Annotated in this window: 13 protein-coding genes; 7 read left to right on the top strand and 6 right to left on the bottom strand. The window is 61.4% G+C overall.

Going from position 1 to position 15,092, the window contains the following annotated elements; genetic code table 11:
• Positions 1-23: 23 nt before the first annotated feature.
• Positions 24-1,541 (top strand): acyl-CoA synthetase, encoded by a 1,518-nt coding sequence (locus BLW80_RS26250; RefSeq protein WP_093761061.1) that lies wholly within the window; start codon positions 24-26, stop codon positions 1,539-1,541.
• A gap of 146 nt (positions 1,542-1,687) precedes the next feature.
• Entirely contained in the window at positions 1,688-3,355 is a 1,668-nt protein-coding gene (locus BLW80_RS26245) for a methyl-accepting chemotaxis protein (protein ID WP_244528446.1), read from the top strand.
• An 84-nt stretch (positions 3,356-3,439) separates the two neighbouring features.
• On the opposite strand, the gene BLW80_RS26240 is transcribed toward BLW80_RS26245, so the two are convergent.
• The 3 genes from BLW80_RS26240 to BLW80_RS26230 form a co-directional block, all read right to left on the bottom strand.
• A complete protein-coding gene (locus BLW80_RS26240; RefSeq protein ID WP_093761057.1) occupies positions 3,440-4,933 on the bottom strand; it encodes an aldehyde dehydrogenase family protein in 1,494 nt (497 codons plus the stop codon).
• A gap of 152 nt (positions 4,934-5,085) precedes the next feature.
• Positions 5,086-5,799 carry a glutamine amidotransferase gene (locus tag BLW80_RS26235; protein WP_093761055.1) on the bottom strand — a complete coding sequence of 238 codons (714 nt, stop codon included), beginning with the start codon at positions 5,797-5,799 and terminating at the stop codon, positions 5,086-5,088.
• A 97-nt stretch (positions 5,800-5,896) separates the two neighbouring features.
• Complete coding sequence (locus tag BLW80_RS26230) at positions 5,897-7,381, bottom strand: aldehyde dehydrogenase family protein (protein WP_093761052.1); 1,485 nt, start codon at positions 7,379-7,381, stop codon at positions 5,897-5,899.
• Between the two features lie 129 nt (positions 7,382-7,510).
• Here BLW80_RS26230 and BLW80_RS26225 point away from each other — a divergent pair, with 129 nt between their 5' ends.
• The 3 genes from BLW80_RS26225 (at position 7,511) to BLW80_RS26215 (ending at position 10,547) form a co-directional block, all read left to right on the top strand.
• Complete coding sequence (locus BLW80_RS26225) at positions 7,511-8,587, top strand: substrate-binding domain-containing protein (protein ID WP_068737365.1); 1,077 nt, start codon at positions 7,511-7,513, stop codon at positions 8,585-8,587.
• 107 nt (positions 8,588-8,694) lie between these two features.
• Complete coding sequence (locus BLW80_RS26220) at positions 8,695-9,546, top strand: SDR family NAD(P)-dependent oxidoreductase (protein WP_093761050.1); 852 nt, start codon at positions 8,695-8,697, stop codon at positions 9,544-9,546.
• A 20-nt stretch (positions 9,547-9,566) separates the two neighbouring features.
• A complete protein-coding gene (locus BLW80_RS26215) occupies positions 9,567-10,547 on the top strand; it encodes an aldo/keto reductase (RefSeq protein ID WP_093761048.1) in 981 nt (326 codons plus the stop codon).
• Positions 10,548-10,739: 192 nt separating this feature from the next.
• Here BLW80_RS26215 and BLW80_RS26210 read toward each other — a convergent pair whose 3' ends face one another.
• Positions 10,740-12,242, bottom strand: coding sequence for an aldehyde dehydrogenase (locus tag BLW80_RS26210; RefSeq protein ID WP_170849807.1), 1,503 nt, complete (start codon positions 12,240-12,242; stop codon positions 10,740-10,742).
• A 300-nt stretch (positions 12,243-12,542) separates the two neighbouring features.
• On the opposite strand from BLW80_RS26210, the gene BLW80_RS26205 reads away from it, so the two are divergent.
• Both BLW80_RS26205 and BLW80_RS26200 read left to right on the top strand, forming a co-directional pair.
• A complete protein-coding gene (locus BLW80_RS26205) occupies positions 12,543-12,722 on the top strand; it encodes a hypothetical protein (protein ID WP_093761044.1) in 180 nt (59 codons plus the stop codon).
• A 115-nt stretch (positions 12,723-12,837) separates the two neighbouring features.
• Positions 12,838-13,059, top strand: coding sequence for a hypothetical protein (locus BLW80_RS26200; RefSeq protein ID WP_139285954.1), 222 nt, complete (start codon positions 12,838-12,840; stop codon positions 13,057-13,059).
• 249 nt (positions 13,060-13,308) lie between these two features.
• Here BLW80_RS26200 and BLW80_RS26195 read toward each other — a convergent pair whose 3' ends face one another.
• Positions 13,309-13,605 carry a hypothetical protein gene (locus tag BLW80_RS26195; protein ID WP_139285953.1) on the bottom strand — a complete coding sequence of 99 codons (297 nt, stop codon included), beginning with the start codon at positions 13,603-13,605 and terminating at the stop codon, positions 13,309-13,311.
• A gap of 157 nt (positions 13,606-13,762) precedes the next feature.
• Positions 13,763-15,088: an HlyD family type I secretion periplasmic adaptor subunit gene (locus BLW80_RS26190; RefSeq protein WP_093761038.1), complete on the bottom strand. Its 1,326-nt coding sequence runs from the start codon at positions 15,086-15,088 to the stop codon at positions 13,763-13,765.
• Positions 15,089-15,092 lie beyond the last annotated feature (4 nt).

Raw genomic sequence — 15,092 nt, 5'->3', positions numbered from 1 at the left:
CAAGAACAATATAAGGGCGGACAATGATTATCAGCGGCAACCGGGCGATCAGCTATCCGGACATCATGCAGCGCATCGCCAAGGTGGCGACCGGGTTCAAGAGCCTCGGCGCAGGCGCCGATGCGCCGGTCGGCATGATGCTGCGTAACGATTTCGCGCTGTTCGAGACTGCGTTCGGCGCAGGTGCGCTCGGCGCGCGTGTGGTCCCGATCAACTGGCATCTGAAAGGTGAAGAGGTCAGCTATATTCTTGCTGACAGTGGCGCGAAGCTGCTGGTCTGCCACGCCGACTTGTTGCCGCAGATCGCGGAAAACCTGCCAAAGGGGTTGCCGCTTCTGGTCGTCCGCACGCCGCCGGAAATCTCAGTCGCCTATGGTATTCCCGAGGCCGCGACCGAAGTGCGTGCCGGCTGTACCGACTTCGATATCTGGCGCGAGCAGCAGGTGCCGATGGAGAACGTTCCCAAGCGCGCGCTGACCATGTTCTACACGTCGGGCACCACGGGCCGTCCCAAGGGCGTGACCCGCGCGGCCATGACGCCGGAACAGGCTGCGGCATCCGAGCGCGTCGGCGGCATCGCCTATGGGCTGAAGCCGAACGAGGATCAGATCATCCTGATGAACGGGCCGATGTATCACTCGGCGCCAAGCTCCTACGGGCTGATGGCATTCCGTCATGGCAGCACGATCGTGCTCGAACCGCGTTTCGATCCCGAGGATCTGCTGCAGCTCACCGAGAAGCACCGCATCACCAACATGCATATGGTGCCGACTATGTTCGTGCGGCTGCTGCGTCTGCCGGACGAGGTGAAGTCGCGCTACGACCTGTCGTCGCTACGCTTCATCATCCATGGCGCAGCGCCGTGCCCGATCCATGTGAAGCAGGCGATGATTGCGTGGTGGGGACCGGTGATCAACGAATATCTCGGCTCCACCGAAACCGGGGTGCCGATCTGGCATTCGTCTGAGGAAGCTCTGAGGAAGCCGGGCACGGTCGGCCGCACCATCGAGGGTGGCGTGGTCAAGATCTTCGACGCCGATGGCAAGGAATGTCCGGTCAATGTGCCTGGTGAAATCTTCATGCGGCAGACCTCCGTGCCGGATTTCGACTATCAAGGACGCCCGGAAGCGCGGGCGGAAGCCGGCCGTGAGGGCCTGATCAGCGTCGGCGACGTCGGCTATCTCGATGAGGATGGCTATCTCTTCATGTGCGATCGCAAACGCGACATGGTCATCTCCGGCGGAGTGAATATTTATCCCGCCGAGATCGAGAACGCGCTGATCGGTATGGACGGCGTGCGTGATTGCGCGGTGTTCGGCGTGCCCGACGACGAGTTCGGCGAACGGCTGGTCGGCTGCGTCGAGCTCGAAAGCGGCGTGACGCTCACCGTGCCTGAGATCCAGGCCTGGCTCAAGCAGAAGCTCGCGAACTTCAAAGTGCCGAAGGAAATCCATTTCCACGATGCGCTGCCGCGTGAATCAACCGGCAAGATCTTCAAGCGCAAGCTGCGGGATCAGTATGGATCGTCGACGGTGGCCTAAAGGCACATCAGCAAAATGGATGGACCGATCAGAAACGAAAGCATACCGCGTTACCAATTGGTAATGGGGACGTAGCAATATACCAACGGTTGCGTGGCGGCGGGGTTCGCGGCACCGCATGGTTGACCATGGGCCGGGGGGCCATATTGCTTTATTTCCTTGAACGTAAGTCACATCAATCTGCCCAGGCGCAGGCGGACGCCATCAGCCGCTCGCAGGCGGTGATCGAATTCAAGCTTGATGGCACGATCGTTACGGCCAACGAGAATTTTCTGAAGACGCTGGGTTACTCGCTCGACGAAATCCGCGGCAAGCATCACAGCATGTTCGTGGAACCAACGTCGCGTGACAGCGCGGACTATCGCGAATTCTGGAAGAAACTCGGCAGGGGCGAATTTCAGGCCGCGCAGTACAAGCGCGTCGGCAAGGGCGGTCGCGAGATCTGGATCCAGGCCTCCTACAATCCCGTTCTGGACAGGCACGGCAAACCGACCGGCGTCATCAAGTTTGCGACCGATATCACCGCCGAGAAAATCCGTAGCATGGAGGCCGATGGCAAGATCGCGGCCATCGATCGCGCGCAGGCCGTGATCGAGTTCAACATGGACGGCACGATCATCACCGCCAACGATAATTTTCTCGGGACGGTTGGCTATGCACTGCCGGAAATCCAGGGCAAGCATCATCGGATGTTCGTGCCGACCGTGGAGAGCGAGAGCGCCGAATATCGGGCGTTCTGGGAGAGCCTCAGTCGCGGCAATTATCAAACTGCCGAATACAAGCGAATCGGCAAGGGCGGCCGCGAGATCTGGATTCTTGCGACTTATAATCCGATCCTCGATGAGCGCGGCAAACCGTTCAAGGTCGTGAAATTTGCGACCGATGTGACCAAGCAGAAATTGATTTCTGCCGACAATGGTGGGCAAATCGAGGCGATCGAGAAGTCGCAGGCGGTGATCGAATTCCGCATGGACGGCACTATCGTCAAGGCCAACCAGAACTTCCTCGATGCTGTCGGTTATGCGCTGAGCGAGATTGTTGGCCGTCACCACAGCATGTTCGTCGAACCCGCCGAGCGCGGCAGCGCCGCCTATGCGGAATTCTGGGCGCGGCTCAATCAGGGGCAGTATCAGGCGGCCGAGTACAAGCGGGTCGGCAAGGGCGGTCGCGAGATCTGGATTCAGGCCTCCTACAATCCGATCCTGGATCTCAACGGCAAGCCTTTCAAGGTCGTGAAGTATGCGACCGACACCACCGCGCTCGCCATCGGCCGCATCAAGGCGACGCGCGCCCGCACCCTGATCGACTCGGTCGCGTCCGGCAGCGAGGAAATGAGCGCGTCGATCCGGGAGATTTCCGAGACCATGGTCAAATCACGACTGACGGCGACAGGCGCTGCCGAACGCGTTCAGGCGGCTGACGCGCAGGCGCAGCGGCTCAATGACGCGGCGCAGGCCATGGGTGGCATCGTGGAGTTGATCGGCAACATCACCAGCCAGATCAATCTGCTTGCTCTGAATGCTACCATCGAGTCCGCCCGCGCGGGCGAGGCCGGTCGCGGCTTTGCAGTGGTCGCGTCGGAAGTGAAGAACCTCGCCAATCAGGCGAAACAGGCTACTGACAAGATCACGGCCGAGATCGACGGGCTTAACGGCGTCAGCGGCGACGTGGTAAGTGCCCTTGGCGCCATCAAAACGGCGATCGAGGAGGTCAACGAATTCGTCAACTCGACCGCAGCAGCAGTCGAGGAGCAGAGCACGGTGACGGCCGATATGTCGGTGAACATGCAGAGGGCTGCAGCCGAGTTGGCCTGAGCGGGTCGACTGATCAAGCCAACAAAAAGGCGCGAGGCCGATAGCCTCGCGCCTTTCGTTTGGATCAGGTGTTGATCCCAAGGATCACGTATTGATCCAGACGGCCTTGATGTTGAGATATTCGTCGATGTGATGCACGCCGGACTCGCGGCCATAGCCGCTCATCTTGTAGCCGCCGAACGGCACGGCGGGATCCATCGCCTGATAGCAATTGATCCAAACCGAACCGGCCTGCAGGGACTTCGCGAGGCGATGCGCCTTGCTGACATCCCTGGTCCAGACTCCGCTGCCGAGACCGAAGGTCGTATTGTTGGCGCGCTGTACCAGTTCGTCCATATCGGTGAACGAGATCGCAGAGATAACCGGTCCGAAGATTTCTTCCTGTGCGATCTTCATGTTGTCCTGGACGTTGGCGAACACGGTTGGCTGCACGAAGTAACCCTTGGCGAGGTCACCGTCGGTCAGGCGGCCGCCGCCCGACAGCGCCTTGGCGCCTTCGCCGCTTCCGGTGGTGAGATAGCCGGTGACGCGGTCGAGCTGTTCCTTGGAGACCAATGGCCCGAGCTGGGTGTCGGGGCTGGCACCGTTGCCGACCTTCAGCTTTTTGGCGAATTCGGCGACGCGGCCGACGAATTCGTCATAGATCTTCCTTTCGACGAACAGGCGGGTGCCGGCGCTGCAGATCTGCCCGGAATTCGCGAATACCGCCATGGCAGCGCCAGGAACAGCCGCATCGAGATCGGCGTCGGAGAACACGATGTTCGGCGACTTGCCGCCGAGCTCGAGCGACACGCGCTTGAGGTTGCCGGCCGAGGCGCGGATGATCGACTGGCCGGTGAAGTGGGAACCGGTGAAAGCGACCTTGTTGACGTCCATATGCGAGGCCAGCGCGGCGCCTGCGGTCTCGCCATAGCCTGGCACGACGTTGATGACGCCAGCCGGGAAGCCGGCTTCGAGAGCGAGTTCACCAAGACGCAGCGAGGTCAGCGGGGCTTCTTCAGCGGGCTTCAGAACGATGGTACAGCCGGTGGCGATGGCAGGGCCGATCTTCCAGATGCTGGCTGACAGCGGCGAGTTCCACGGAATGATCGCGCCGACGACGCCGACGGGCTCCTTCAGCGTGTAGGAGAAGATTTCGCCCGGCAGCGAATTCTCGATGGTCTCGCCATAGATCAGCGTGGCCTGGCCGGCATAGAAGCGCAGCATGCCGAGGATGCGCTGCTTGCCAGCGAAAGTGCGCATGACCGGCGCGCCCATATCGAGCGTATCGAGCATCGCGAGTTCATCGAAATGCTTCTCGACGAGCTCAGCGAATTTCAGCAGCAGCGCCTGGCGCTCGTAAGGCTTGGCCTTGCTCCACGGGCCTTCGAAGGCGCGGCGTGCTGCGGCGACCGCAAGGTCGATATCCCCAGCATCGCCTTCGGCGACGGTGGCGAGCAGCTCACCGGTAGCGGGGTTATGCGTCTCGAATTTCTTGCCCGACTTCGCATCGACCCATTTGCCGTCGATCAGCATCTGCTTGTAGGAGCCGTTCGCGTAAGGGTGCGCGGTGGCAGAGATTGGCTGCATCAAGCCCATAATGTGATCCTCCCGGACGTTTGATTAAAGTGTCGTTGTAGCGCGCGGAATATATCGTTTTCGCGAAACGGGTAAAGGCGGGGAACCCGAAACGACTTGCATGGGAGGTCTTCGCGACCAATTCATGATCGTGAATTGATGCTTGGAATCGTTCAACTGATCTCGTGGATCCAGCGCGTGAAAATGCGATCGGCCTGGGCTGGCAGTCGGTTGGCGACGGCAGCGGTGCTTGAACGCAGTTGCGCGATGGGAATGCCGGCGGCGGCCAGTTCGACCGCGTGACCGACATACCATTCCTCGAGCTGCCGTGGATCGGCTTCGAGATGGAACTGCAGCGCCAGTGCATGGCGACCATAGGCAAAGGCCTGATTGTCATAGGCATCGTTCGAAGCCAGACGGATGGCACCCTCCGGCAGATCGAAGGTGTCGCCATGCCAATGCAGAACGCTGGCGCCATCCTCCGCCAGCGGCCCGAGGCATGAGGCCGCGCCTTGTTTCGTCAGGGATACCTGACCCCAGCCGATTTCCTTGATGCCGCCGGCATAGACCCGGGCGCCGAGCGCGCGGGCCATCAATTGTGCGCCAAGGCAGATGCCGAGGGTCGGGCGCCCCTGCGCGAGACGCCGTTCCAGCAGGGCGATCTCACGTGTCAGGAACGGGTAGGCATCGGCCTCATAGACGCCGATGGGGCCGCCCAGCACGATCAGGAGGTCGGCATCTTCGATGGAGCGGTGGGAGACGTCATCAATGGCGGCATCGCAGAACGAGACGTCCCATCCCTCACGATCCAGTACCGACGACAGCAGGCCCAGGTCCTCGAAAGCGACATGACGCAGGGCGACGGCAGAACGCCGGTGACGGTTCATGAAGAAGGGCTCACACGCAATTGACCGGCGATCGTTATATCCATAAGAATATAACGATCAACAGCCAATTGTGTGGCGCACTACGCCGCTGGTTGCCTCAGACGTTGAGATTCATCCAGACGGCCTTGGGCTCGGTAAAGTTCTCCAGCGCCGCATCGCCGTGTTCGCGGCCGAAGCCGGAATCGCGCGAGCCGCCCCAGGGGAGCCGGACATCCGTATAGCCATAGGTGTTGATCCACACGGTGCCGGCTTTCACCTGTTTGGCGAAGCGCTGCACGCGGCCGATATCCGAGCTCCAGACACCGGCGGCGAGGCTGTATTTGGTGCCATTGGCCTTGCTGATGGCATCGGCCTCGTCGAAGAACCTGATGATGCTGACGACCGGGCCGAAGATCTCCTCCTGCGAGACGCGCATCTCGTGGTCGACATTGCCGAACACTGTGGGGGCGACGAAATAGCCGCGGTCGCCGATCCGGGTGCCGCCGGTCGTCACAGTCGCGCCTTCCTTGGTGCCGATATCGACATATTCCAGCACCCGCTTCATCTGCAATTCGGAGACGATAGGTCCCATTGTCGTACCGGACAGCGCGGGATCGCCGACGCGGATGGCCTTGGCGCGGGTCGTCATGCGCTCCACGACCTCGTCATAGACCGACGCATGCGCGAGAATGCGCGAACCGGCCGAGCAGACCTGGCCGGAATTGAAGAAGATGCCGGAAGCGGCGGCCTTGGTGGCGGAATCCAGATCGGCGTCGTCGAAGATCACATTGGCCGATTTGCCCCCGAGTTCGAGCGTGACGCGTTTCAGATTGCCGGCGGCGCCGGCGAGGATTTCGCGGCCGACGGTCGGCGATCCCGTGAAGGTGATCTTGTCGATGTCGGGGTGATCGACCATGGCACGGCCGGCGGTCTTGCCAAATCCCGGCACGATATTCAGCGTGCCTGGCGGCAGGCCGGCGTCCAGTGCCAACTCGCCAATCCGCAGTGCCGAAAGCGGCGTGATCTCGGCCGGCTTCAGCACGACGGTGCAGCCACAGGCCAGCGCCGGCGCGATCTTCCACATCCCGATCATCAGCGGGAAATTCCATGGCACGATGGCGCCGACGACGCCGATCGGCTCGCGCACCGTATAGGTCAGCGCGTCATGGCGCGCCGGGATCACCTGTCCGTTGATCTTGTCGGCCCAGCCCGCATAGTAACGCAGCGTATCGATGGCGGCAGGCAGGTCCTGGCGCTGCACGGCGGCGAGCGGCTTGCCGGTATCGAGACTTTCCAGCGCGATCAGTTCCTGCGCGTGATCTTCCAGCAGTTGTGCGAAACGCTGCAGCACGAGACCGCGATCGGCCGCGCGCATGCGGCCCCACGGACCCTCAAGCGCCTTGCGCGCCGCGCGGACCGCACGGTCGATATCGCCGCTGTCGGCTTCGGCGACGACGGCGATGATCTCGCCCGTCGCGGGATTGAGGACATCGAAATAGCGACCGGACAACGGTTCGACCTGCTGGCCGTCGATGAGGAGCCGTTTGCGCGTCAGTTTCGACGATACAGAAATGGCAAGATCGGCATGTGAGATCTCTGGCATAGTGTATACCTCCCGATGTTTCGACGATCGGATCAGGAGGGGCATCGACAGTAAATATGAGAACGTGAGTCACAGCGCGGCGGCACATATGCAATCGCGAACATAGGTGGCAGGGCGATAGGAAGCACGATGCGCATCGATATCGAAACCATCTGGCGATTCCGCAAGCCGGGTTCGCGCCAGCCGACATCGGTGATGCTCGGCTTTCTCAAGGACATCAATGAGACCGGCAAGCTGACGCTTGCGGCGAGCCGCAACCAGCTGTCATACCGCCATGCGTGGAGCCTGGTGAATGACTGGTCGGCCTTCTTCGGCGTGCCGGTGGTCGAGCGGAGCAAGGGCAAGGGCACCAAGCTGACGGCATTTGGCGAGAAACTGGTCTGGGCCGGCGAACGGCTGGAAGCGCGGCTCGGACCGCAGCTCGACAATCTGGCGCAGGAACTGGCGACCGAACTCAAGGAGCTGCTGCCCAACCATCCTGCGGTCATCCGCGTTCATGCCAGTCACGGTTTTGCCGTGTCGAAACTGCGCGAGATGCTGAACACCACGGCGGGCACGGGCATCGATCTGCGCTATGTCAGCAACCAGACCTCGCTGGTGTCGCTGGCGCATAACACCTGCGATCTCGCCGGCGTGCATCTGCCGCGCGGCGAATTGCGCAAGCGCAGCGTCAATGCCTGCAAGGAGTGGGTCGACAACCGCGTCCATCGCGTTGTCGGTTTCGCGACCCGCGAAATGGGGCTGATGGTGAAGCCGGGCAATCCGCTGCGCATCACCTCCATGGAAGCGCTGATCAATCCCGCGATCCGCTTCGTCAACCGCGATCAGGATTCCGGCACGGGGTTGCTGTTCGATCAGCTGCTTCGTCAACACAAGATCGATCCCGAACAGATCAACGGTTATCAGCAGGTGGAGTTCACCCATGCGGCCGTCGCCGCTTATGTCGCTAGCGACATGGCCGACGTCGCCTTCGGCGTCGAGGCTGCGGCGCGGCAATTCGGGCTGGATTTCGTGCGGTTGCTGACCGAGGATTACTATTTCGTTTGCCGCGAGACGCTGCTCGACCAGGAGCCGATGAAGCATATCCTCGCATTGCTGCGCAGCGCAGAGTTTCATGACGTGCTGGTCAAGCTGCCTGGCTATGCCGCGTCGGACACCGGCGCGATCAAGACCGTGAACGAGGTGTTTCACGGGAAGAAGTCGTAGCCATGCGCGAACGGACGCCTGTCCATGCGTTAGCGCTGTTGTGAGATGCCAAGGCGCGCGTTGATGCTATACGCATTTGCGCAAACCTCCCAGTTCTGGAGAACATCATGTCCCATCCCGCTCTGTCCGCAGGTTCTGTTGCCGTCGTTACTGGAGGTGCGTCTGGCATCGGCTTGGCCGCAGCGACGGCGTTTGCGCGACTGGGAATGCGCATCTGCATCGTGGATCTTGGCGAGGATCGTTTGGCTGAGGCGGCTGGCAAGATCGCCGGTGCGGCGCGCGGTGAGCGTGACGATGTCATGACCGCCGCGGTCGATGTCAGTGACGTCGGCGTGATGACCAGACTCGCGGTCGATGTGCAGGCCCGTTTCGGCGGCTGCGATGTGCTGATGAACAATGCCGGCGTTCAGGTGCCGACCTCGGCGCTCGGTCCGCGCGAGAATTGGGAGCGGCTGCTCGGCGTCAATCTGTGGGGCATCGTCAATGGTTGTCAGGCCTTCGCTGTGGACATGGTCGCGCGCAAGCGGCCGGGCCTGATCATCAATACGGGCTCCAAGCAGGGCATCACAACGCCGCCCGGCAATCCCGCCTACAATGTCTCCAAGGCCGGTGTGAAAGCCTATACCGAAGCGCTGGCGCACGAGCTGCGCAACACCGAGGGATGTCAGGTCTCCGCACATCTGCTGATCCCCGGCTTTGTCTTCACGCCGCTCGCGGCTGGCGGGCGCAGCGAGAAGCCGGATGCAGCGTGGACAGCCGAGCAGACCGTGGACTTCATGATGCAACGGCTCGACGCCGGCGACTTCTATATCCTGTGCCCGGACAACGACGTGCCGCGCGCACTCGACGAACGCCGCATGTTGTGGGCCATCGGCGACGTCGTGGAAAATCGACCGGCGCTGTCGCGCTGGCATCCCGATTATGCCGATGCCTTCGCCGAATTCGTGAAACGCAAATAGAACAACAAGGGAGAAACGCAGTGGATTACGTGAAATTTGGAAACACCGGCCTGGACGTCTCGCGTCTGTGTCTGGGCTGCATGACCTATGGCGTCTCCGATCGCGGCGCGCATGCATGGACGCTGGACGAGGACAAGAGCCGGCCGCTGATCAAGCAGGCGATTGAGCTCGGCATCAATTTCTTCGACACGGCGAATGTCTATTCGGATGGCACCTCGGAAGAGATCGTCGGTCGCGCGCTGAAGGACTTCACGCGCCGTGACGATGTGGTGCTGGCGACCAAGGTCTTCAACCGGATGCGGCCGGGACCGAACGGGGCAGGCCTGTCGCGCAAGGCGATCATGACCGAGGTCGATCACAGCCTGCGCCGGCTCGGCACCGATTATATCGATCTCTATCAGATCCATCGTCTCGACAAGAACACGCCCATCGAGGAGACGCTGGAGGCGCTGCACGACCTCGTGAAAGCCGGCAAGGTTCGCTATATCGGTGCGTCCAGCATGTATGCGTGGCAATTCTCCAAGGCGCTGTATACGTCGCGGCTGAACGGCTGGACTGAATTTGTCAGCATGCAGAACCATGTCAATCTGCTGAACCGCGAGGAAGAGCGCGAGATGCTGCCGCTCTGCGCCGACCAGAAGATCGCGGTCATGCCGTGGAGCCCGCTGGCGCGCGGGCGCCTGACGCGGGCCTGGGACGAGACCAGCGAGCGTCAAAATACCGATGAATTCGGCAAAACGCTCTATGTGCAGTCCGAGGAGTCCGATCGCAAGATCGTCGAGCAGGTTGCTGCCGTCGCCAAGGCGCGCGGCGTTCCGCAGGCGCAGGTCGCGATGGCCTGGCTGCTGCAGAAAAAAGGCATCACGTCACCGATCATCGGTGCATCGAAGCCGGCGCATCTGACGGATGCTGTGGCGGCGCTGTCGTTGAAGCTGACGAGTGAGGAGATCGCCTCGCTCGAAGCGCCCTATGTGCCGCATGCGGTGGCGGGGTTCGGTTAGCGTTGGCTTTAGAAAGCTAGAATCGATGGTGATGCGCTCGCACCCCTCCTCACGTCATTGCCGGGCTTGACCCGGCAATCCAACTTCAGGCCGCATGTTCGAGCGTTGGGCGAGGATGGATATGCGGGTCAAGCCCGCGTATGACGACCGAGTGGAGGGGCGCCTTGCCTGTCTAATGAAACGACGTTCGTCTCAGCTATACCGCTTCTCGTGCCCATCATCGGCATACCAGTCGAACGGCTCGTCCGAGAGATTGACGATCACGTTCTGGATCTGGGTATATTCCTCATAGGCGACAATGCCGTTCTCGCGGCCGATGCCGCTCATCTTGAAGCCGCCCCAGGGCGAGCAGGGATCGATGCGGTGGTGGTCGTTGATCCAGACGATGCCACTCTCCAGCCGATGCGCCACACGGTGGGCGCGGGTGACGTCACGAGTCCAGATCGAGGTGGCCAAACCAAATTCGGTGCCGTTGGACAGCGCGATCGCTTCCTCTTCGGTATCGAACGGAATGACGACGACCACCGGCCCGAAGATCTCTTCCTGCGCGATTCGCATATTGCCGGTCACGCCGGTGAAGATGGTCGGTTGATGATAATAGCCGCTTTCGAAGGCCTTGCCGTCCGGACGTTTGCCGCCGGCGGCAAGCGTCGCGCCTTCCTCGAGTCCGATCTTGACGTAGCGTTCGGTCAGCTCGCGCTGCTTCGCCGAGACCAGCGGGCCCATCTGCGTCGCCATGTCCTGCGGATCGCCGATGCGGATCATATTGGTTCGGCGCACCAGCTCTGCGACGACGGCGTCATGCACCGAACGCTGCACCAGTAGCCGAGCACCCTGCACACAGGTCTGGCCGGTTGCGATGAAGGACGCGAACAGCGCGGCTGCGACGCCGCGCTCGATCGGCGTATCGTCGAACAGGATGACCGCTGCCTTGCCGCCAAGTTCGGCCGCGACCTTGGTGAGGTTCGCGCCCGCCAGTGATGCCACCATCTTGCCGGTCTCGGTGCCGCCGGTGAGGTCGATCTTCTTGATGCGCTTGCTGGTGGTCAGAGCCTTGCCGGCGGTCGCACCATAGCCGGGCACGACATTATAGACGCCGTCGGGCACCCCGGCCTCCTTGAAGATGTCGCCGAGCAGAAGAGGTGTGATCGGCGCCAGTTCGCTGGGCTTCACCACCATCGTATTGCCCGCCGCCATCGACGGCGCGATCTTCTTGGTGAGGATCAGCAACGGATGATTCCATGGCGTCACATGGCCGACGACGCCGAGTGGCACCCGGCGGGTATAATTCAGGAAATTGCCGCCGAAGGGCGGGACGGTGTCCTCATGGGTGCGCGCCAGAGCGCCGAAATAGCGAAACCATTCCGGCAGCCGGCCCAGCTGCGCGGTCATTTCGCGGCGGGCGCGGCCGATCTGATCGACCTCGATGGTCACCAGTTCGGGGAGCTTTTTGGCCAGAAGTTCGCCAGCCCGGTGCATGATGTCGCCGCGGACCGCGCCCGGTGTCGCCGCCCAGATTTTGCCGGCGCGTTCGGCGGCGTCGATGGCCAGATCGATATCCTTTTCGTCCCCCTCGGCGACATCGGCCAGATGGCTGCGGTCCTTCGGATTCTCCACCTTGATGGTGCGACCGGTCGAGGCTGGCTGAAACCGGCCATTGATATAAAGCCCGAACGGGCGACCATCGTTCATCATTGGCATGTCCTTGAATTTGCATCGTGATCGGCCTGACGGCGGTAGCCGGTTCGGCGGACTATGACTAATCAGAAACAGGTGATTTTGCGATCAACGCGCGGTTGCAGCGCGGTGATTGAAACGGGTCGCTTAAACCGATTGCAGAAAGTCGCTTGTGGATTCTTTGAGCCCGGAAAGGCGCTCTTAACCGGTATTCATGCACGTTGGCGATGACGCCAACGACTCCGGTATCGTTTAATATTGATGCAACGCTCAGCCGATTATTGAAGGCAACCGAAAGCGCGGCAGGAGATTTTTTCAATGACCAAGTTAGACGCGGAAGTCGACGATCTCATCGCCGCCTGCCACGGCGACACCCGCGGTACCGTGGCAGCACTCATTCTCGTCAATCAGCAACTTGAGACCGAACTGGCCGAGCTGCGTGCGCAGATGGCCGCACGGCCGTTCGATGAGCAGATGGTGCACGCCGTTCTGCACTGATTGGTGACTTGATGCAGCGCAAGTGCGCCACAAGATTCGCGGTGTATAAATTCAATCTCGGCTGGGATTCGGAGCGCCCTTTTGGCGTAATCGGAATTCCGGGATGGAGGTTTGAATGCCCAGACAATTTGGATTGAAGGCGACATCGATTGCAGCGTCAACGCCCGCGACGGCGTGCAAAACGACGCTTGGCCTGATCGGATGGATGTTTGCGCCGAAGAACCGCGTGTCGCGTGGCGCCGCACCGGTGAGGCGCTCATCGGCATACACGGCGCTGCCCTATGCGCCAGCAAGCTGGCGCGGCTCCCGTGGCCGGCGATCGGTCTCGGTCAACTGAAATCCGTGTGACGTTGCGCGCTAGCGTGTCGAGCGTTTGTCCGGTGTGGCTCGTTCCTTAATTGGCGGCTCTTCCAGAAATTTGTTGGTCGGGGATGGGTCGTCCGTCAGCCAGTCCACAAAGTGGACGGCATTCTCGATCCAGTCCATCAATCTCGTCCAGGCGCGTGTCAGGGCATGTGGCATACCGATTAGTCGCAGATAGCGCGGCTCGGGTTCAGTGGAGCAGCAAGAGCAGTGGATTGGGCTGTCAGGCGGCCTTCATCATTGTCGGCTTATCGTTTCCAGTTGTGCAGTCGGCAGCGATCTGATCGTCACCCAGTTGCCTGCGACGCAGGGCTGACTGCATCTTGCCGAACACCTCGACGACAGTACGGAGCTCCCTGCGCAGCTCTTCGATCTGCGTCGGTCTCGGTCCCTCGTGATATCCCCGCAAATACCTGGCCGCGGCGACGATCTCCGGCGAAAGCGGGGCCTTCAGCTTGACGGCGAGCACCAGTCCTTCTCCGATCGCCTGCTGCAGGAATGCTATCGTATCTGCGAGCAACAGTTCGCGTCCCTCATGCCTGTCCATGATGTCGCCGCCGATTCGCTTAGGTTGACGCTGAGGGAAGGGTGCCGCGGTATGGGTAATGAATAGTCACGGAAAACCTTGCGCAGATTGATGGGGTCATCAATGCGGAGGTTGGCCGGCGCGACTCGATTCAGTCGTGACGGAACGAGCGAGCCAGTTGGTCCTCGATCGGCTTGCGGAGATAGGCGAACGCGGTACGGGAGCCATTCTGAATATAGGCTTCGACCGGCATGCCCGGCACAAGTGCCTTCCCGCCGAGCTTGGCGAGTTCTCCGTCGATGAGGCTAATGCGCGCTACATAATAGGACGCGCCGGACTGCTGGTCTTTTGTGAGATCGGCCGCTATGCGGGTAAGCCTTCCGTTGAGATCCGGTGTGATCGCGGAATCGAAAGCCGTGAAGCGCAGCTTCGCGGATTGACCTAGTCGGAGACGGTCAATCATCTGCGGATCGACCCGCGCCTCGACCACGAGAGAATCCTTCTCCGGGACGATAAGCATCAACTGTTCGCCCGCAGTAATAACGCCGCCCACCGTATGGATCGTCTTCTGGTGAACCATCCCGTCCTGCGGCGCCCGCAGCATCACGCGCGCGAGTTGATCGACTGCTGCGATCCGGCGCTCGGAGAGATCGGCCATCTTGATCTCCACCTCGCGCAGCTCGGTCGCGATCTCGCGTCGCTGATCCTGCACGACCTGAAGCGTCTGTAGTTCTGTCTCGGTGATGCGGCCTTTGGCCCGCGCCGTTTCGGCGATCAATTGTCCTTCCTCGCCGGTCAGCCGCGCGGCTTCGCGTTCGAGTGTGGTCAGCCGTGCGTAGGGAATTAGATTTTTCTCGAAGAGCTGGCGAACCCCTTCGAGTTCGCGCTGAATCAGTCGGATCTGTTCGCGCTTTGACTCGATTTGAGCGGCGAGGCCGTGGATCTCCTCACCGATCTGCGACGTGCGCTCGCGCAGTTGCGACTGTTGGCCGCTGACGGCTTCGCGTCGTCTGAGCAACAGGCTCGTCTCACCGGCGATGATGTCGGCGATCGCGGGCAACTCGATACGGTCCGCAAGTTCGCCCGGTATCACGAAAGCGTCGCGACCCTCTTGTTCCGCGCGCAGCCTCGCTCGACGCGTCCAGAACTGGTTGAGCTGGTTTTCGATCAGCGCCAGGTTAGCTCGCGTCATGGTCTCGTCAAGCCGGACCAGAACGTCGCCTGCGCGCACGCGGTCCCCGTCATTGACAAGAATTTCGGCGACCACCCCGCCGGTCGGATGCTGAATCCTGCGCACGTTGCTATCGACCACGATCTGTGCCGGGGCTATCACCGCGCTCGCGAGCGGCGCGGTTGCCGCCCAGACGCCAGCGGTGGAGATCGCCACGGCGAGTATAGCCAGTCCCGCATATGCAGTGCGCCGGATATCGCGGAAAGGATCAGGGCGGCTTGAGTTGGACGCTGCAGAATTTGGCATCAGG

It is taken from the genome of Tardiphaga sp. OK245 (genome assembly GCF_900108575.1).
Taxonomy (GTDB): Bacteria; Pseudomonadota; Alphaproteobacteria; order Rhizobiales; family Xanthobacteraceae; genus Tardiphaga; species Tardiphaga robiniae.
The sequence above is the reverse complement of the archived record's forward strand: the minus strand, read 5'-3'. Positions and strand labels throughout refer to the sequence as shown.

Bases quoted from the DNA above. Each gene is read 5' to 3' on its own strand.
- BLW80_RS26250 (WP_093761061.1), top strand. From the start codon at position 24: ATGATTATCAGCGGCAACCGGGCGATCAGCTATCCGGACATCATGCAG.
- BLW80_RS26235 (WP_093761055.1), bottom strand. From the start codon at position 5,799: ATGAACCGTCACCGGCGTTCTGCCGTCGCCCTGCGTCATGTCGCTTTC.
- BLW80_RS26210 (WP_170849807.1), bottom strand. From the start codon at position 12,242: ATGATGAACGATGGTCGCCCGTTCGGGCTTTATATCAATGGCCGGTTT.
- BLW80_RS26240 (WP_093761057.1), bottom strand. From the start codon at position 4,933: ATGGGCTTGATGCAGCCAATCTCTGCCACCGCGCACCCTTACGCGAAC.
- BLW80_RS26200 (WP_139285954.1), top strand. From the start codon at position 12,838: ATGCCCAGACAATTTGGATTGAAGGCGACATCGATTGCAGCGTCAACG.
- BLW80_RS26190 (WP_093761038.1), bottom strand. From the start codon at position 15,088: ATGCCAAATTCTGCAGCGTCCAACTCAAGCCGCCCTGATCCTTTCCGC.
- BLW80_RS26205 (WP_093761044.1), top strand. From the start codon at position 12,543: ATGACCAAGTTAGACGCGGAAGTCGACGATCTCATCGCCGCCTGCCAC.
- BLW80_RS26230 (WP_093761052.1), bottom strand. From the start codon at position 7,381: ATGCCAGAGATCTCACATGCCGATCTTGCCATTTCTGTATCGTCGAAA.
- BLW80_RS26225 (WP_068737365.1), top strand. From the start codon at position 7,511: ATGCGCATCGATATCGAAACCATCTGGCGATTCCGCAAGCCGGGTTCG.
- BLW80_RS26220 (WP_093761050.1), top strand. From the start codon at position 8,695: ATGTCCCATCCCGCTCTGTCCGCAGGTTCTGTTGCCGTCGTTACTGGA.